15 protein-coding genes are annotated in these 17,676 nt (G+C 59.7%); all 15 read right to left on the minus strand.

The features are described from left to right. Positions 1–39: 39 nt before the first annotated feature. Complete coding sequence (locus GN111_RS12560; protein WP_231715729.1) at positions 40–1,776, minus strand: radical SAM protein; 1,737 nt, start codon at positions 1,774–1,776, stop codon at positions 40–42. A gap of 49 nt (positions 1,777–1,825) precedes the next feature. Continuing rightward, complete coding sequence (locus GN111_RS12565) at positions 1,826–2,035, minus strand: hypothetical protein (protein ID WP_155304075.1); 210 nt, start codon at positions 2,033–2,035, stop codon at positions 1,826–1,828. Positions 2,036–2,098: 63 nt separating this feature from the next. Then, on the minus strand, positions 2,099–3,289 hold the full coding sequence (gene ftsZ / locus GN111_RS12570; protein WP_353740202.1) for a cell division protein FtsZ: 1,191 nt from the start codon (positions 3,287–3,289) through the stop codon (positions 2,099–2,101). An 80-nt stretch (positions 3,290–3,369) separates the two neighbouring features. Further along, positions 3,370–4,602 carry a cell division protein FtsA gene (ftsA, locus tag GN111_RS12575; protein ID WP_231715730.1) on the minus strand — a complete coding sequence of 411 codons (1,233 nt, stop codon included), beginning with the start codon at positions 4,600–4,602 and terminating at the stop codon, positions 3,370–3,372. Between the two features lies 1 nt (position 4,603). Further along, the gene (locus GN111_RS12580) at positions 4,604–5,458 is read right to left on the minus strand and encodes a cell division protein FtsQ/DivIB (protein ID WP_155304078.1); all 855 of its coding nucleotides are present in this window, start codon (positions 5,456–5,458) and stop codon (positions 4,604–4,606) included. A gap of 134 nt (positions 5,459–5,592) precedes the next feature. Further along, a complete protein-coding gene (murC, locus tag GN111_RS12585; RefSeq protein ID WP_155304079.1) occupies positions 5,593–6,966 on the minus strand; it encodes a UDP-N-acetylmuramate--L-alanine ligase in 1,374 nt (457 codons plus the stop codon). Next, positions 6,957–8,081 carry an undecaprenyldiphospho-muramoylpentapeptide beta-N-acetylglucosaminyltransferase gene (gene murG / locus GN111_RS12590; protein WP_155304080.1) on the minus strand — a complete coding sequence of 375 codons (1,125 nt, stop codon included), beginning with the start codon at positions 8,079–8,081 and terminating at the stop codon, positions 6,957–6,959. The genes murC and murG overlap by 10 nt, the downstream gene beginning before the upstream one ends. Further along, positions 8,068–9,192 carry a putative lipid II flippase FtsW gene (gene ftsW, locus GN111_RS12595; protein WP_155304081.1) on the minus strand — a complete coding sequence of 375 codons (1,125 nt, stop codon included), beginning with the start codon at positions 9,190–9,192 and terminating at the stop codon, positions 8,068–8,070. The genes murG and ftsW overlap by 14 nt, the downstream gene beginning before the upstream one ends. Beyond that, the gene (gene murD / locus GN111_RS12600) at positions 9,189–10,550 is read right to left on the minus strand and encodes a UDP-N-acetylmuramoyl-L-alanine--D-glutamate ligase (RefSeq protein WP_155304082.1); all 1,362 of its coding nucleotides are present in this window, start codon (positions 10,548–10,550) and stop codon (positions 9,189–9,191) included. Before murD ends, ftsW begins: the two co-directional genes overlap by 4 nt. 49 nt (positions 10,551–10,599) lie before the next feature. After that, the gene (gene mraY, locus GN111_RS12605) at positions 10,600–11,679 is read right to left on the minus strand and encodes a phospho-N-acetylmuramoyl-pentapeptide-transferase (protein ID WP_155304083.1); all 1,080 of its coding nucleotides are present in this window, start codon (positions 11,677–11,679) and stop codon (positions 10,600–10,602) included. Further along, on the minus strand, positions 11,676–13,097 hold the full coding sequence (locus GN111_RS12610) for a UDP-N-acetylmuramoyl-tripeptide--D-alanyl-D-alanine ligase (RefSeq protein ID WP_170302251.1): 1,422 nt from the start codon (positions 13,095–13,097) through the stop codon (positions 11,676–11,678). Before GN111_RS12610 ends, mraY begins: the two co-directional genes overlap by 4 nt. A gap of 4 nt (positions 13,098–13,101) precedes the next feature. Further along, complete coding sequence (locus tag GN111_RS12615) at positions 13,102–14,646, minus strand: UDP-N-acetylmuramoyl-L-alanyl-D-glutamate--2,6-diaminopimelate ligase (protein ID WP_197740543.1); 1,545 nt, start codon at positions 14,644–14,646, stop codon at positions 13,102–13,104. Continuing rightward, positions 14,643–16,379: a peptidoglycan D,D-transpeptidase FtsI family protein gene (locus tag GN111_RS12620; protein ID WP_155304085.1), complete on the minus strand. Its 1,737-nt coding sequence runs from the start codon at positions 16,377–16,379 to the stop codon at positions 14,643–14,645. Before GN111_RS12620 ends, GN111_RS12615 begins: the two co-directional genes overlap by 4 nt. Beyond that, positions 16,376–16,735: an FtsB/FtsL family cell division protein gene (locus GN111_RS12625; RefSeq protein ID WP_155304086.1), complete on the minus strand. Its 360-nt coding sequence runs from the start codon at positions 16,733–16,735 to the stop codon at positions 16,376–16,378. Before GN111_RS12625 ends, GN111_RS12620 begins: the two co-directional genes overlap by 4 nt. Further along, positions 16,735–17,673 (minus strand): 16S rRNA (cytosine(1402)-N(4))-methyltransferase RsmH, encoded by a 939-nt coding sequence (gene rsmH / locus GN111_RS12630; RefSeq protein ID WP_155304087.1) that lies wholly within the window; start codon positions 17,671–17,673, stop codon positions 16,735–16,737. The genes GN111_RS12625 and rsmH overlap by 1 nt, the downstream gene beginning before the upstream one ends. Between the last annotated feature and the right edge of the window lie 3 nt (positions 17,674–17,676).

Raw genomic sequence — 17,676 nt, forward strand, 5'->3', positions numbered from 1 at the left:
ACAGGCACCCGAAAAACCTCCGGTTAACGTGGAGAAGAATCAGGAGCCTGCCTTGCCTTTGCAAACCCCGCAGAGGCTGCATCGGGAGGGATCGGCCGGACAGGGGGCCGAGGTACGCCCGACCAGGGCCCGCTGGTACTCTTTCCAAAGGAAGGCCTTGTCGATGCCCGAATCGATGATATCCCATGGGAAAGGTTCGTCGGCATCACGCTCGCGGTGGACGTAAAAATGGGGGTTGAGGGGGGAAGATTTAAAGGTCTGGGGCCAGTTGCCCCTGTTTCTATGGCCCAGTAGCAGGATGTCCGCCACCCGTCGGTCGCCCCGGGCAATGATTCCCTGCAGGTAGGCCCACCGGGGTACGTCGGCGTGAACCCGCACGTTGGCCGTCTTCTTCAGACCTGTTTTTACGATCTTGATTTTCTGTTTCAACGTGGCCACCTCGTCCATGGCGACCCATTGGAAAGGAGTGAAAGCCTTGGGCACGAAAGAACTCAGGCTTACGGTAATGGTTCCGATATGCCCCTTCCCCCGGCTGGTCTTTAGAAATCGGTGTTTGATCCGCTTGACCAGTTCCACGATGGCATTCACATCTTCCTCGGTTTCCGTGGGCAGGCCGATCATGAAATAGACTTTCAGATTGGGAATACCGGCATTGACGAGAATGTCGGCCGCGGCAATCACGTGATCTTCGGTGATGCCTTTGTTGACCACCCGGCGCATTCGCTCGCTGCCGGCGTCCGGGGCGATGGTGGCCGTCTTGACCTGGCTATTTTTCAGCGCCGCCACCAGCGCACCATCCAGGGCATCGGCCCGCAGGCTGCTGAACGAGAATCGAATCTCCCCATTGCGATCCGTGCCGCACAACTTTTCGATACCTGGCAGATCGGAAACCGCGGCGCCCACCAATCCGATGCGGTCGGTCAAGGCGCAGCCCTTTTCTACCTGTTTTATAAGAAGATCCAGGGGACGGTACCGCGGCGGTCGATAGATATACCCGGCGCTGCAAAACCGGCATCCATGGGGGCAGCCCCGGGAAACTTCGATCAGGTAGGTGTCGTCGAAGGTGGTGTCCGGCGTCAAAATGGTGCTGGCCGTGGGAAGACCAGACAAGTCCGATACCATCCGGCGCTGAATCAAGGCAGGGACATCGGCTATGGTTTCAATCGTTTCGAGACGGCCGTCAGGCAGGTAGTGGGGCTGGTAAAAGGACGGCGCATAAAAGCCGGGAATGGCAACGGCCAATTGCCGCAGGTGCTTCTCTCTTTCAATGGATGGATCGAAGGCCCGGAAAAAATCGGTCAAAAGGGCCTCTGCCTCCCCCAGCAGGAACCCATCGACAAATGGGGCCAACGGTTCCGGATTTAGAAAACAGAGGACGCCCCCTGCCAGCACGAGGGGGAGAGCGGCAGTGCGCCGACTGGCTGGCAGGGGGAGTCCTGCTGTTTCCAGGATGGATAGAACGGCAGGTGCATCGTTCTCATAAGAGATCGAAAAGGCAATGATGTCGAAGTCTTCGATGGGCATCCGAGACTCGACCGTCAGCACCCGGCCGGCTTTACCGCCATCCTGTTCCGGTAAAAACGCTCGCTCGCAGACCGCATGGTCGATATCGTTGATCAGCCGGTATACGGTCTGGAACCCCAGATTGGACATCCCCACATGATAGGTGTTGGGATAGACCAAGGCCACGCGAATACGACCGGCCGGGGATTTTCGGATCGCACCCCGTTCGGCCGACATACGCTTTTCAAACGCCTGTACAGATGCTCTTGCCATGGTTGGTTACCGGACATCGTCCGCGCAAGCAGTCCTGAGCAGCCGTTTATCAGGCTCTCATCGAATCCGTCACGGCCTCTGTATCCAGCGGCACCTGCATGGAGAAAATTCGGCCAGACTGCCGGCGATCTTCGCCGCTGCGACGCTCGATACCGCTGCGACGTTCAGGGATGCACAAGGCGTAAGAATACTCACGCCGATCCCGGCCCATCCGGCGGCCGCCTGTCAGGTAATGGTTGCATTGATCTGGCTGCATCATCCTCCCTCAGGTTCAACGTGAAACCGGCATAGACGTATGGGTTCAGATTGCCTGGGAACCGATTCAATCGGCTTTTCGTCTCAGGAAGGTCGGGACGTCCAAGTCGTCGTTATCGATGACGATTCCCTTGTATTCCCGGCACAAGTCGTTGCCGGGCATATCATTCACGGCCTGCTGGCGGCGAATGAAGGTGGGCCGGTCCAGTTCCGCACTGCGGGCCAGATCCGCCGGAGTAATGTCACGCACCTTTCCGCCGTAGGTCGGATCCACGACCTTGGGGGCCGCCTGCTTTTCCTTATCCTTTTCCCCGATACCCGTGGCGATGACGGTCACGCTCATCTCGTCGCCAACACTGTCGTCGATCACCGCCCCCCAGATGATTTCGGCATCCTCGCCTACTTCGTTGTAGATGCGTTCGGAGGCTTCGGTCATTTCCTCCATGGTGAGGTCGCTGTTGGAGGTGATGTTCATCAGTACGCCCTTGGCGCCCGAGATGTTGATGTCCTCGAGCAGCGGATGTGAAATCGCCCGTTCGGCGGCCTCCAGGGCCCGGTTCTCACCGCTGGAGATACCGATGCCCATGATGGCCATACCGGCCCGGGACATGGTGGTCTTGACGTCGGCAAAATCCAGGTTCACCAGGCCGGGCATCATGATCAGATCGGTAATTCCCTTGACCGAATGCAGCAGGATCTCGTCGGCTTTTCTGAACATGTCGACCATCTTGGCGTTCTTGGATGCCAGTCCCCGCAGCCGGTCGTTGGGAATGGTGATCACCGTGTCGGCGGACTTTTTCAACTCCAGAATGCCCTCTTCAGCCTGCTTGGCCCGTTTTCGTCCCTCGAAGGAAAAGGGACGGCTGACCACGGCCACAGTGAGGATGCCCATTTCCTTGCAGAGCCGGGCGATGACCGGCGCTGCACCGGTCCCCGTGCCGCCGCCGAAACCGGCGGTGATAAACACCATGTGTGAATCGGACAGGGCTTCTTTGATCATGTCCGCGTTTTCCAGGGCTGCATCCCGCCCCACCTGCGGATTGGCGCCGGCACCGAGGCCTTCGGTAATCTTGGTGCCAAGCTGCATGCGCACCTCCGCCTGCGATACATCCAGAGCCTGGGCGTCGGTGTTGGCGGAAATAAACTTGACGCCCTGCAGGTTGCTGGCGATCATGTTGTTGATCGCGTTGCCTCCCGCTCCGCCAACACCAATCACTTTGATTTTTGCCGAGTTCTCATTTTCCACGTACGTAAACATGTTGGTCATTTTCTCCCCCTTTGCTTGTGTTGCCCATAGCGGCGCTTGCCTGTACGCCTTGGTTTTAAGTTTCCTATCCATTAAATCACGTCTTTGAACCACTTCTTCATCCGGGCGATAAGGCTGTTGAAAATATTCCTGTCCCGGATTCTGAACTTTTTCTCCGGCTCCTTTTTGGCGCCGTATATGACCAGCCCCACACCGGTGGCATACATGGGATTGTTGACCACATCGGTGAGGCCGCCGATTCCCCGGGGTCTGCCCAGCCGCGTCGGAACCCCGAAAATAGCTTCAGCAATGTCGGTGGCACCGTCCAACAGGGAAGTACCGCCGGAGAGGACCATCCCTGAGGCGATCATGTTCTCCATGCCGGCCCGAAAAATTTCGCGCTGAAGCAGGGTGAAAATCTCCTCCATGCGTGGCTCGAGAATTTCTCCCAGCACCTGGCGAGGCAGCTTGCGCGGCTCGCGTCCGCCCATACCCGGCACTTCGATGGTTTCGTCCGGGCTGATGGCCGCCGCGTTGCAAGTACCGAATTTACGTTTGATGCGCTCAGCCTCGTTGGCGGGAGCCCGCACCCCGATGGCGATATCGTTGGTCAGGTTGTCGCCTCCCAGGGCCAGAACGAAGGTGTGTTTGATGTTGTTGCCCGAAAAGATGGCCAGGTCGCTGGTGCCGCCGCCCAGGTCGATAAGTCCAGTACCCAGCTGCTTCTCCTCTTCGGTCAGCACCGCTTCGCCTGAAGCCAGGCTTTCCAGGACGATGTCGCACACATCCAGCCCGGCCCGGTTGGCGCACTTGACGATGTTGTGGGCCGAGGTAACCGCGCCGGTCACGATATGGATCTTGGCTTCCAGCCGCACACCGGCCATTCCCACCGGGTTCTGGATACCCACCTGGTCATCGACGATGTACTCCTGGGGCAGCACGTGGATCACTTCCCGGTCCATGGGGATGGCCACTGCCCGGGCCGCGTCGATGACCCGTTCCACGTCCTGGGGTGTAATTTCCTGTCCCTTGATGGCCACGATGCCCCGACTGTTGAAACCGGTGATGTGTCCCCCGGCGATGCCGGCGTATACCGAGGAAATCTCGCAGCCGGCCATCAGTTCGGCCTCCTCGACAGCCTTTTTGATGGAATCCACCGTGGACTCGATGTTGACCACGACACCTTTTCTCAGCCCGATGGATGGATGGGTGCCGATGCCGATGATATTGATCTCGCGGCCCGTCACCTCCCCCACCACGGCGCAAATCTTGGTCGTACCGATATCCAGGCCGACGACGATATTGCCCTCTTTGGCTCCGTGCAACTTACACCTCCTTATCGTCCGCATCGGACGGAACTGCCGACGCCAGCGTCACCACGATCCGATCGAGATCGAACAGATCGATGACGCGAAACGTGTTCAGCCGGCTGTCTTTTTCCATTTTTGCCAGTAATTTTTTCAAAATGTCGCATTTCCGGCGATACTGCCCGAATCCCAGTTTTATGGCCCGGTTGGCTTCACCAACCGCCACAGTGATCCCGATTTCCCGATCCACCTGGATCCGACGGATGGAAGGCAGCGACAGGGGACCACCGGATTCTCTGGCCAGGGTCAAAAGGCGCATCACCGCTTCGTAAGCTTCGGTTTCTGGCTGGCCTGCGACAGGCAAGTCGGCATTGCTCAACCCCTGAACCCGTGGCAGGTCATCTGCGCTCGTGGGACCCTGGCGTTTGAATGCCCTGCCCTCGGCATTGATCAAAAATCCCAGTCCATCTTCCATCTCCAAAAAGGCCAGGGGCCGCTCCTCGGTGATGTGCAGTTCCAATCCCGACGGGATTTTGCGGCTGACAGTGGCTTCGGCGATCCAGGGGTCGGCCAGCAGCCGTTTGCGGGTGGTCGCCAGGTTGACGGCCAGGATATTGATATCCTTTCCAATCTCGGCGATGTCGAGCACCTGCTCCCGGCTGAGACGCCGGATGCCGGTCACCTCGATCTGACGGGCCGTGAATTGATCGGCCTGGGTAAAATAGTCGTGGGCCAAAATGAAGGCCGTGCTGGTTGCCGCCAGCAAAAGCAATCCCGCAAGCACCCGCAGGCCTGAACCGATTCGGCGGCGTAGCAGATCCCGGTTTACCGAGCGCTTTTTCTTGAATCGGTTTTTGCGTTTGGGCTTGGTCATAGCGTTTTGGGTTCAGCGTTTCGAGTTTTGGGTTCGGGATTTTCGGTCACCGATCACAGCTCACAATTCCTCAATCCTTGAATTCCCCAATTCCTCAATGTTGTCTTCCTTCATCCCTCGTTCATCGTCCGTCATCAGCTCTTTCTTCTTTCCAAAAACATCTCACCCACCCGATACACATCTCCAGCTCCCAGGGTCAGCAGCAGATCGCCGGGGGCCAGGTTCGTTTCCAGGTGATCGACGCAGGCCGCCAAGCTGTCCAGGCAAATCACGTCGCGATGGCCGTGGGCTCGGATGCTTTGCGCCAGAATTTCACTGCTCACTCCGGAGATGGGCGCTTCGCTGGCCGCGTAGATGGGCAAAACCACCAGCACGTCGCTGTTGTTGAACGAACGGGTGAACTCTTCCAGCAGCGCCCGGGTCCGGGTATAGCGGTGGGGTTGAAATACCACCACCTTGCGGTGTCGGGGCCAGTTCTCCTTTACGGCTTCCAGGGTCACCTGGATTTCCGTTGGGTGGTGCCCGTAGTCGTCCACCACGGTAATACCGTCGATCTCCCCTTTGATCTCCAACCGTCGCTGCACCCCTTCGGCAGTTTCCAAGGACCGCTTGATGGCCTCCAGGGGAATATCCAGTTCCCGGCCGACGGCAATAGCGGCCAGGGCGTTGTAAACGTTGTGCAGTCCCGGAATGGACAGGGTGAATTCTCCCAGGTCCTCCCCCCGATGAAACACAGTAAACCGGCTTTTCATTTCGCCAAAACGGATGTCGCGGGCCTGGTAATCGGCCTGGGTGCTCTGCCCGTAAGTGGTCAACCGTTTCTTGATCCGGGGGAGGAGGCCCTGAAGCGGTTCGCTGTCCAGGCAGAGCACGGCCAGGCCGTAAAAAGGAATCCGGTCGATAAAATCGAGGAATACCTGTTTGATCGCATCCATGTCCCGGTAAAAATCGAGGTGCTCCCTGTCGATATTCGTGACCACGGCGATGGCCGGAGAGAACTTGAGAAAGGAGCCGTCGCTTTCGTCGGCCTCGGCCACGATAAAATCGCCTTTTCCCAGGACCGCGTTGCGGCCGATGCCCTTGAGCTTGCCGCCGATCACCACGGTGGGGTCCAGTCCGCCTTCGGCCAGCACGCCGGAAACCAGGGAAGTGGTGGAGGTCTTGCCATGGGCGCCGGCGATCGCCACGCTGTATTTGAGCCGCATCAGTTCCGCCAGCATCTCGGCCCGGGGAATCACCGGGATCGCCGCTTGGCGGGCTGCGGCCACTTCGGGGTTCTTGGCATCGATGGCCGAGGAGACCACCACCACATCGGCGTTTTCGATCTGTTCAGCCCGATGGCCCACATGAATGCGCCCACCCAGCCGGGTCAGATTGTCGGTAATGTCCGAAGATTTCAAATCGGATCCGGAAACCCGGTAGCCCAGGTTCAGGAGCAGTTCGGCGATGCCGCTCATGCCGATGCCGCCGATGCCGACAAAATGGATGTGGTATTTCTTCAGGTACATGATTCGTCACACAATAAATTATAGCAATCTTCGACGATGAACTCCGCCGCTTCGGGTCTGCCCAACATTTTGGACCGGTAGGCCATGTCGGCCAGCATCGCCGGATTCTCGGCCAGCCGATCCAACCGCCCGGCCAGTTCGGCGCCGGAAAGATCCCTTTCGAGCACCATCTGCGCGGCGCCTGCGTCCACCAGAGCCCGGGCGTTGAATTCCTGATGGTTGTCGGCAGCATACGGATACGGAACGAACAGGGCCGCCTTGCCTAAAGCCGTCAACTCGGCCACGGTGGTGGCGCCGGCCCGGCAGACCACCAGATCCGCCCGGCGGTAGCGCGAAGCCATGTCGTGGAAAAAGGCCTTCACCTCGGCATCGATGCCGGCCTCGGCATAGGCACGGGCCACCTGCTCCTGGTCAGCGGCACCGGTCTGATGCACGATGCAGATGCGATCTTTTTGTCTCAGGTGCACAAGGGCCGCCACGAAGGCCATATTGATGGCGTGTGCGCCCTGGCTGCCTCCGACGACCAGGACCGTAAATACCTTTTTCTCCTGGATTTCGACATCCCCGCCCTCGATGAACGATTGGCGGACCGGATTGCCGCTGACCCGTTTTTTCCCGGGGTCGATCCGGCCACGGGTGGCTTCGAAACTGAGGTAAATCCGCCGGGCAACCGGAAACAGAAGGCGGTTGGTGATCCCCGGCACCGTGTTCTGCTCACAGATCACCACCGGGATTCTTTTGAACCAGGCGGCCATGGCCACCGGACCGGCGGCATATCCACCCACACCGACGACCAGATCGGCCCGCATTTCTCTGAGGATACCGGCAGCCTGGAACAGGGCAATGGGAATCTTCAGCCCCGCCCGGGCCTTGGCCCACAGCCCCCTGCCCTTGATCCCTTCGATAGAAACGGTTCGCTGGGGATAGCCGGCCCTTTCCAGGGCGGCTTTTTCAAAGGGATTGCCGACCCCCACGAAGAGAATTTGATTTTGCGGATCTTTCATCCGGAACGCTTCCGCCACGGCAATGCCGGGAAACAAATGGCCGCCGGTGCCGCCGCCGGCAATGGCCACATTAAACGACCGCCGGATATTTTCGGTTTCAGTCGCGCGCATCCCGTGCTCCGATATTCATCATGATGCCCATCGCCGCCATGTTGATCAGCAGGCTTGTGCCGCCGTAACTGAGAAACGGCAGGGTCAGCCCCTTGGTGGGCAATAGCCCCATGGCCACCCCCATATTGATGCATACCTGCATACCGATGGTTACCGTAATGCCCATGGCCAGAAATGCGCCGAAAGGGTCCCTCGTGTTGCGGGCGATGCGGATGCCCCGCATGAGCATGACGGTGTAGAGCAGAATCACGGCCATCACCCCCACAAGCCCCAGTTCCTCTCCGACAACGGAAAAAATGTAATCCGTGTGGGGTTCGGGAAGATAAAACAGCTTCTGGTAGCCCTTGCCGAGACCGACCCCGGTAAGCCCCCCGGTGCCGAAAGCCATCAGCGAGTGAATGGTCTGCCACCCGGCGTCGGTCGGATCCTTCCAGGGATCCAGAAAAATCAACAATCGCTTGAGCCGATAATCGGCCTGGGTCATGACCCACACGCCCACGGGCACGAGCAGCAAAAACACGGAAAAAAGGTGGGTCAGACGGCAACCGCCCACAAAAAGCATGATCCACGTCAGGGCCGAAAAAATCACCACCGATCCGAAATCGGGCTGAGCCAGCAGCAAGGCGGCAAAGACGCCCAGAACGAGAAAATGGGGCATGAATCCAACAGAAAAATCGCGCAGCAGTTCTCCTTTTTTACTCATGGAATAGGCCAGATAGATCACCAGCGCCAGGCGGGCCACTTCCGAGGGCTGAAAGCGTAGCGCCCCCAATTGCAGCCAGCGGGTCGAATTGTTGACGCTCACGCCCCATCCTGTGAAAGCCACAGCAACCAGCATCGCCATGGAAATGGCCAGAAGCGGATAGACGAGCACCCGGTAAATGCGGTAGGGAATATAGCTGAAACCCACCAGCACCACGATGCCGATAAGCGAGAAAACAGCCTGCTTTTTTAAAAAGAAGTAATCGCTGCCGAACTTTTTCAGGGCCATGGCGCCGCTGGCACTGTAGACCATGACGATGCCCATGCCCACCAGCATCAGCACGGGGAACAGCAGTCCCAGGTCATAGACTAACGGCTGCACGCCTTTTCTTTTTATGGCTGTGCTCATCCCAACATCTCCACGGCTTGCCGGAACCGTTCTCCGCGCTGGGCATAGTTTTCAAACATGTCGAAACTGGAACATGCCGGAGAGAGCAGTACGGTATCTCCCGGCTCGGCCTTCTCCAGTGCTTTTTCCACCGCCGCCTGCATGGATCCCGCTTCGACGATTCCTTTTTTCGGATCGCCGGCCAGGGCCGTAACGATCTCGTCCCGCGCTTCTCCCATGGCCACCAGGGTTTTGACGTGCTCCCGTACCCTGGATTTGAGCAGAGTGAAGTCTCCTTTTTTGTTTCTCCCGCCCATGATCAGAATCACCGGCCGGTCGAAGCATTCCAGGGCTCTGTTGACTGCATCCACATTGGTGGCCTTGGAGTCGTTGACAAAGCGCACCCCGCGAACCTCGCCCACCGTTTCCAGACGGTGGGGCAGCCCCTTGAAATCATCGATGGCCTGCTGGATCCCTGCGTCGGTGGCCCCATGCTCCCGGGCTGCCAGACAGGCAGCGGCAACATTCTCCCGATTGTGGGGACCGATCAGTCCGCTTTTCTCCATGGAGAAACTGCTGTGCTCGCGGCCTCCGTTGACCATCAGGATCCGGTCCCGTAAAATCTTTGCGCCCTTGACAACAGCTCTTTCCGAAAACAGCAGACAACGGGATTCGGGGCGGTGTTTATCCAACATGGCCACCACGGTTGCATCCATTTTATTGAGAACCGCCGCATCGTTGGCCTGCTGGTTGGCGAAAATGCGCCATTTTGATTCCGCGTAGGCGTTGAAGGAGGCGTAGCGGTCCAGGTGATCGTCGCTGATATTGAGCATTACGGCAGTAGCCGGACGAAAATAGAGGACGGTGTCCAACTGAAAACTGCTCACTTCGACCACCACCACATCGGCCTGATCCCGGGGTTCATCGGCATAGGCAATCAGCGGCGTTCCGATGTTCCCGCCCACAAAGACCCGCTTGCCGCTCTTTTTCAACATCTCTCCGATCAGCTCCGTCGTGGTCGTCTTGCCGTTGGTGCCGGTGACCGCCAGGATCGGCTCCCGGACAAAGCGCGAGGCCAGCTCCATCTCTCCGATCACCGGGATTCCCCGAGCCCAGGCCGGTTCCAAAACCGGCATCGTGTGCGGCACACCGGGGCTGAGCACCACCAGGTCGGCGTTCGAAAAATCCTGGCTGTCATGCCCCCCCAGCTTCAATTCCACATCCAGTCCCTTCAAGGCGGCAATCGGGGCGGCCAGCGATTCGGCCGGCGCACGGTCCGTCACGGTAACCTGCGCTTCGCGGCGTACCAGGAACCGGGCTGCGGCCACGCCCGATTTTCCCAATCCCACCACAACCACTTGTTTATGCCGAAGGTTCATGGATTCTTATTTCTTTCCTCTTCCCTCGTCCCTCGCCTGTCTTCCGCCCCTACCTCAACTTCAACGTACTCATGGAAACCAAAGCCAGCGCAATGGCGATAATCCAGAAGCGCACGATCACCTTGGGCTCGGGCCATCCTTTCAGTTCGAAGTGGTGATGCAAAGGCGCCATACGGAAGATGCGGCGGCCCTTGGTCATCTTGAAAAACCCCACCTGAAAAATCACCGAAAGGGCTTCGATGACGAACAACCCGCCCACCAGCACCAGCAGGATCTCCTGTTTGGTAATCACGGCCACCGTCCCTAAAGAGGCCCCCATGGCAAGGGAACCCACATCACCCATGAAGACCTGTGCCGGGTAGGCGTTGAACCACAGAAAGCCCAGCCCGGCACCGGCTAGGGCGCCGCAATAGACGGTAATCTCTCCGCAGCCCGCCACCGGGGTGATCTGCAGATACTCGGCAATACGCGCATGGCCGGCCACATAGGCGAAAATCATATACGTCGTGGCGGCAATGGTCACAGGACCGATGGCCAGACCGTCCAGGCCGTCGGTCAGGTTGACGGCATTGGAAGCGCCCACGATCACCAGGGCGGCAAAGGGAATGTAGCCCCATCCCGGGTCCGGGGTCAGGCGCTTGAAGAACGGCACGCTGAGCTTGGTGGAGAAGTCGGGAACCAGATAGGCCAGCAGGCCAATCAGCAATGCAAGCAATACCTGGAGGGCCATTTTCTGGCGGGCGGTGAGGCCCAAATTTCGTTTTTTCACCTGCATCAGGTAGTCGTCGATAAAGCCGATGGTTCCGAATCCCAGCGTGGCCAGCAGCGTGATCCACACATAGCGGTTGGTCAGATCGGCCCAAAGCATCGTGGCGCCGGTCACGGCAAAGATGATCAGAACGCCGCCCATGGTCGGGGTACCGGCCTTTTTCTGATGCTCCTTGGGGCCTTCCTCTCGGATGTACTGCCCGACCTGCATCGCGGAAAGGCGCCGGATCACCCAGGGTCCCAGCAGAAAGCAGATGAAAAAGGCCGTAAGACTGGCGTAAATGGTCCGGAAGGTGATGTACCGGAACACATTGAAGGCCGCGATGGTGGTGTGCAGCGGATATAAAAGGTGATAGATCATCGGGTTCCTTCTGTTGTCCAACGGACGATTTCTTCCGCCACTTCTTCCATGGCCATACCGCGGGATCCTTTCACCAGGATCTGGTCGCCCGCTCGCAGCTCTTCCCTTAACAGCTCGATAATTTCGGCTTTGGTGCCGACAAAGATACGATCATCGGTCATCCGCCCTTCTCTGGCCCCTTCGGCCACCTCGAAAGCGAAACGCCCGGCCGCATACAACCGGTCGATGCCGGCTTCGCCAACCGCCCGGCCTATCTTTCGGTGCAGGAGGTGGGACAGGTCGCCCAGTTCCAGCATGTCCCCCAGCACGGCATGGGTGCGACCGTCGGCCCGCATGGCCGCCAGGGTCTCGATGGCCGCGGCCATGGATCCCGGATTGGCGTTGTATGTATCGTCCAGCAGCCGGATGCCGCCTTCCAGTTCGCGGATGGCCATTCGCCCGGCACCGGGCGAGAATGCTTCCAGCCCGTCCTTGATGCGGTCCAGGGATATGCCCAGAACCTCGCCTGCCGCCGCCGCGGCCAGGGCGTTGGCCACCATGGCCTGCATCGGCGTGGCCATACGGATGTCGACCTCGCCCGACGGCGTGATCAGTGTGAAGACCAGCCCCTTTCCATCCGGACGGACGTTCTCAGCCCGGATTCCGGACCGTTCAGAAATTCCGAAAAAAAGGACCCGGCAGGGACAACCATCGGCCAGGGCCGCCACCCGGACATCGTCCGCGTTGAGGATGGCCGTTCCGCCGGATCGAATGGTGGTCAGCAGTTCGCCTTTGGCCGCAGCCACGTTGTCCATTGTTCCCAGGCCCTCCAGATGGGCCGGGGCGACATTGGTAATAATTCCCACATCCGGCTGGCAGATCCCTCCCAGACGGGTGATCTCGCCGGGATGATTCATCCCCAGTTCGACAACGGCGGCTTCGTGCTGCGGCGCCCGCCGCAAAAGCGTCAGTGGCAGACCGATATGGTTGTTCAGGTTGCCTTGGGTACTCAGGGTTGCATATTTTCCGGACAACACCTGCTCGGTGAGCATGCGGGTCGAGGTTTTGCCGTTGGAGCCGGTTATCGCCAGGACCTTGAGCGGTTTCCGGTTGCGATTGAACCGGGCCAGATCGCCCAGGGCCACGGTGGTGTCCGCCACGGTCACGCATGCTGCCCCCGATGCCCGCATCCGGTCCAGGGGCAAATCGACCGCCTGGTCCTCAGCCACCACGAACCCCTGGCCCCCTTTTGACAGCACGTCGGCCACGAACCGGTGTCCATCGTGAGACTCGCCGACAATGGCCAAAAAAATACGGTCCGATTCGATGGTGCGCGAATCGATTCCTATGCCGGCAAATTCCCGGCCATCGGTTCCGGAAACCAGTGACCCGCCGGTGGCGGTCAGCACATCGCGGATTGTCCACCTGTAGGATGTCACGGTTTCACGCTCCTGTATGGCCTGCAGCCAGCACCTTCCGGGCGGCTTCGCGATCGTCGAAATGGATCGTCTTGTCGGCCAGGATCTGATAGGTTTCATGTCCTTTGCCGGCAATCAGTACGGCGTCACCGGGTCCTGCCAGTCGGATCGCAATGGCGATGGCCGTCATGCGGTCCGGCTCCACCAGGTATCCGGGGCCGGTCCATTTCTCATCCAAGTTCTCACTAAAGTCTTGGGCGGAAAAACGCCGGTTACCGGTTCGCCGCACACCGACCTCTACCTGGTCGATAATCGCCAGCGGATCCTCGCTGCGGGGATTGTCCGAGGTCACCACCGCCAAATCGCTAAGTCGGGCGGCGATCTCGCCCATGATCGGCCGCTTGCTGTTGTCCCGGTCCCCGCCGCAGCCGAATACGGTGACGATCCTGCCGGAGGTCAGGCTGCGCAGGGCCGTGATGGCGTTTTCCAGTGCATCGGGGGTGTGGGAGTAGTCCACGAAAACGGTCCTCCCAGTGTTATCGGCGATCCGCTCCAATCTGCCGGGCACACAGGGAGTGGCATCGATTCCGGCGGCGATATTCGCAACCGGAATGCCCAACCCCAGGGCCGCGCCGGCGGCACTGAGAATGTTTTCCAGATTGAAATCGCCCACCAGTGGCGATTCGAAAGGGATCTTTCCATAGGCAGAAGCGATAGCGCCGCGAATGCCGGCCAGATCCCGGACAACGCCCAGGGGCGTCAAGTCTCCCTCGCCGTATGCCGCCGTCCGCAGGGCCGCACTGTCCAACATCCCGGCCAGTTCCCTTCCCTTGGGATCGTCCGTGTTGACCACGGCCCGCACGGGGACTTCGCTGTCCACGGGTTTGAGAAATTCGGTGAACAGCCGCTTCTTGCAGGCCCAGTAGCGGTCCATATCGCCGTGGTAGTCCAGATGATCCTGGGTCAGATTGGTGAACACCGCCAGATCGAAACGGCAGCCCTCCACCCGATGCAGGTCCAGGGCATGGGACGAGACTTCCATGACCGCGTGGGTAACGCCCGCATCGGCCATCTGCCTCAAAATGGCCTGCAGTTCCAGCGATTCGGGCGTGGTCACCGGATTGTCGAAAACCTGGTCCGCATAGCGATAATTGATAGTTCCCACCACGCCGGGACGTTTGCCGGCCTGTATCAGCATCTGTTCCAGCAGATAGGTGACGGTGGTCTTGCCGTTGGTGCCGGTGACGCCCACCAGGGTCATCTCCCGGGAGGGCTGACCGTAGAACCGGCAGGCCAGTTGAGCCAGGGCCACCCGGGAGTCCGCCACGCGAACCACCACGGCATCCGCCGTCACCGGCTGGCTGCAAACCACGGCGACGGCCCCCCTGGAAAGCGCATCGGGGATGAACCGGTGCCCGTCCAAAGCCAGCCCTTCCACGGCAACAAACAAGGCCCCAGGGAAGGCCTTGCGGGAATCGTAGCAAATCGCCGTGATTTCCGGGTCCCCGAATCGCTCCCCACCAGTGGTGGAAAGGACGTCCATCCGATCCGTGAGCGTTGAAAGCTTCATCCTTTGGCCCTGTTGCCCCGGGACACCCGCAACCGGTCGGCGTCGGTTCCCGGGGGGATATTGAGATAACTCAGGGTTTCCAGAGCGATCCGGCGAAAAGCGGGAGCTGCAACGATGCCGCCGTAGTTCTGGTCGCCGGGCTCATCGACGATCACCAGGATGGTCAGCTCCGGATGATCTGCCGGAGCGAATCCCAGGAAGGAGGCCAGATAGCGCCCCTTGGCATAGGTGCCGCTGTCGTCGATCTTCTGGGCCGTGCCGGTTTTGCCGCAAACGCTGTACCCCTCAAGAGCCGCGTTTACGCCCGTACCGCCCTCGGTAATGACGGTTTTCAGGATGCGGCGCACCGTCCTGGCCGTCTGCGCGGAAATCACTCGCCGCACCTTCTGGGGGGCATAGGACTTGACTGTTCTTCCTTTACGGTCCGTTACCGCTTTCACCAGCATCGGCTTCATGAGCACACCGTCGTTGGCGATGGCCGATGCGGCCGCGGCCAGTTGGATGGCCGATACCGAAACGCCCTGACCGAAAGAGATGGCACCAGTGTCGATGGCCGACCAGTTTTTGAAGCTGCTCAGGCTACCGACGGTCTCCCCGGGACAGGCGATGCCCGAGCGCTGGCCGAATCCGAAACCTCGCAGGTAGGCATAAAGCTGCTGGGCACCGAGCTTTTCGGCCATTTTGACGGCCCCGATGTTACTCGAGTATTTGACGATCTGCTGCAGCGAAAGCCAGCCGTGGGATTTGGTGTCGTGAATCACGTTCTTGCCAATGCGATATTCGCCGTTCTCGCAATAAAAAATCGTGGAAGGCGAACAGATGTCCTTGTCGATGGCTGCGGCCACACTGAAAATCTTCATCGTCGATCCGGGTTCGAAAGGATCGGTGACAGCCCGGTTGCGCCACAGCTCCCGCCCGTAGTTCCGAAAACGGTTGGGATTGAAAAACGGATACTGGGCCAGCGCCAGAACCTCTCCGGTGGCCGGGGCCATGACGATCGCCATTCCTGAACGCCCTTTGAATTCACTCACCGAGGACTCCAGGGCTCTCTGGGCAATGTGCTGGATGGTGCGGTCGACGGTCAGCACGACATTGTTGCCTTCGGTCGGCGGAAGTTCTCCGACACCTTCGAACCGGTCGTTGTTGGCATCCTTGAGAACGGTGATCTCTTTTTCCCGGCCCTTGAGATCGGCATCGAAATAAAACTCCAATCCTTCTAGGCCGTGGCCGTCGATACCGGAAAAACCGACCAGTTGCGCCGCCAGGGTCTTGCTGGGGTAGTAGCGGCTGTGCTCGGTGATGAGGTCGATGCCCTTCATCTCCAGCTTTCGCACCGCTTCTGCCTGGCTGGGGATGGCCTGACGTTTCAGCCACACGAAAGATCGTTTGGGATTCAGCTTTGCGTATACTTCCCGATGGCGTTGCCCCAAGGCTTTGGCAAGCCGAACGGACGCCGCCTGGCGGTCGGCAAACATATGCGGGTGGGCCGCAATGGACACACTTTCGATACTCACCGCCAGCGGGCTGCCGTTACGGTCGAAAATGGTGCCGCGCTTGCCCTGGACCACCATGGAGCGCTCGTATTGGCCGGCGGCCCGTTCGGAGAGCCAGGCCCCCCTGAACACATGCAGCCGCACGGCCTGGACACAAATGGCCGTAAGGGCCATGAAAAAAATCCCCCCCACGATGCCGGCCCGCAGCCGTGTGCGAGTCGTCGCCTTGGTCGTTGTCATGGCAGTTTCACCGTCCGTTGGGCGTCCGGCATAACCAGGCCCAACCGGGTTCTGGCAATGGTTTCGATTCGCTCCGGCGATTTGAGCCGGGCAAGTTCGATGTTCAGCGTGCTGCGCACCTTGAGCAGCGTTTCGTGACGGTTCTTCTCCTGTTCGATGGCGTAGCCGACATTGACACATTGAACCCGGCACCAGACATAAAACAGGCCTTGCAGGAAAAACAGCGCCATCAGGGCGATCCAGACGCCGGTCATGGCTTTTTGCGGTTTTCGGACCCGACGGTTTTTCGAACGGCTTGCGCTCGTATCCACGCGCCGGCTCATCGGTCGGGCCGCACGTTTCACCGCCCCGGCCATCACAACTTCTCCACGGCTCGAAGCCGTGTGCTGCGTGCCATGGGATTGCTTTGGATCTCCGCATCGGAAGGCCGCATCACCTTGCGCGTCAGCAGGCGCACCGTTGGTCGCCGCCCGCAGGTGCAATGGGGGAAAGACGGCGGGCAGGTGCATGGATTGGCCATCTCCCTAAAACGATGCTTCACAATCCGATCCTCCAACGAGTGAAATGCGAGCACACACAGCCGGCCGGCCGGCTTGAGGAGATCCACGGCCACATCCAAAAAGCCCCTCAGAACCTCCAGTTCCCGGTTCACGGCAATGCGCAGCGCCATGAATACGCGGGTGGCGGGATGGATCCGCTGCGATCGGGATGCGGCGGAGGGAACGGCTTCGGCCACCAGACGGGAAAGCTGACCGGAGGTGGCGATGGGCTGTTTCTGCCGGGCAGCGACCAGATGGCGAGCGATTTTCCCGGCCCATCGTTCTTCGCCATAGCGGCTGAAGGTCTGCGCCAGCTCCCTTTCGCTTAACGTGGCCACCAGATCGGCTGCCGTCACGTTGGATTCGACATTCATGCGCATGTCCAGCGGTTCGTCCCGCATAAAACTGAACCCGCGGTCACTGGCCTCGATCTGGTGCAGCGAAAGCCCGATATCGATGAGAATTCCGTCCACGGATTCGATTCCCAGTCGAGAAAGGATGGACGGGAGGTCCACGAAATTGCCATGGACGATATGAATCTGCAATTCGTCCGCGGGAAGCACACGGCGGGCATGATCGATGGCATCGAGGTCCTGATCCACGCCGACAAAGACACCGTCCGGCGCAATCCGCTCGCAGATACGCCGCGCGTGGCCGCAGCCACCCAGCGTACCGTCCACGATCGTTTTCCCCGGCCGACAGGCCAACATGTCCACGGCCTCTTGGGGCATGGCAGTGACATGGTAGCCGGACACGGG

The organism is Desulfosarcina widdelii, from assembly GCF_009688965.1.
GTDB lineage: Bacteria > Desulfobacterota > Desulfobacteria > Desulfobacterales > Desulfosarcinaceae > Desulfosarcina > Desulfosarcina widdelii.

Bases quoted from the DNA above. Each gene is read 5' to 3' on its own strand.
- GN111_RS12560 (WP_231715729.1), bottom strand. From the start codon at position 1,776: ATGGCAAGAGCATCTGTACAGGCGTTTGAAAAGCGTATGTCGGCCGAA.
- murD (WP_155304082.1), bottom strand. From the start codon at position 10,550: ATGAACCTTCGGCATAAACAAGTGGTTGTGGTGGGATTGGGAAAATCG.
- murC (WP_155304079.1), bottom strand. From the start codon at position 6,966: ATGTACCTGAAGAAATACCACATCCATTTTGTCGGCATCGGCGGCATC.
- GN111_RS12580 (WP_155304078.1), bottom strand. From the start codon at position 5,458: ATGACCAAGCCCAAACGCAAAAACCGATTCAAGAAAAAGCGCTCGGTA.
- ftsZ (WP_353740202.1), bottom strand. From the start codon at position 3,289: ATGTTTACGTACGTGGAAAATGAGAACTCGGCAAAAATCAAAGTGATT.
- GN111_RS12615 (WP_197740543.1), bottom strand. From the start codon at position 14,646: ATGAAGCTTTCAACGCTCACGGATCGGATGGACGTCCTTTCCACCACT.
- GN111_RS12625 (WP_155304086.1), bottom strand. From the start codon at position 16,735: ATGGCCGGGGCGGTGAAACGTGCGGCCCGACCGATGAGCCGGCGCGTG.
- mraY (WP_155304083.1), bottom strand. From the start codon at position 11,679: ATGATCTATCACCTTTTATATCCGCTGCACACCACCATCGCGGCCTTC.
- GN111_RS12620 (WP_155304085.1), bottom strand. From the start codon at position 16,379: ATGACAACGACCAAGGCGACGACTCGCACACGGCTGCGGGCCGGCATC.
- GN111_RS12565 (WP_155304075.1), bottom strand. From the start codon at position 2,035: ATGATGCAGCCAGATCAATGCAACCATTACCTGACAGGCGGCCGCCGG.
- murG (WP_155304080.1), bottom strand. From the start codon at position 8,081: ATGCGCGCGACTGAAACCGAAAATATCCGGCGGTCGTTTAATGTGGCC.
- ftsW (WP_155304081.1), bottom strand. From the start codon at position 9,192: ATGAGCACAGCCATAAAAAGAAAAGGCGTGCAGCCGTTAGTCTATGAC.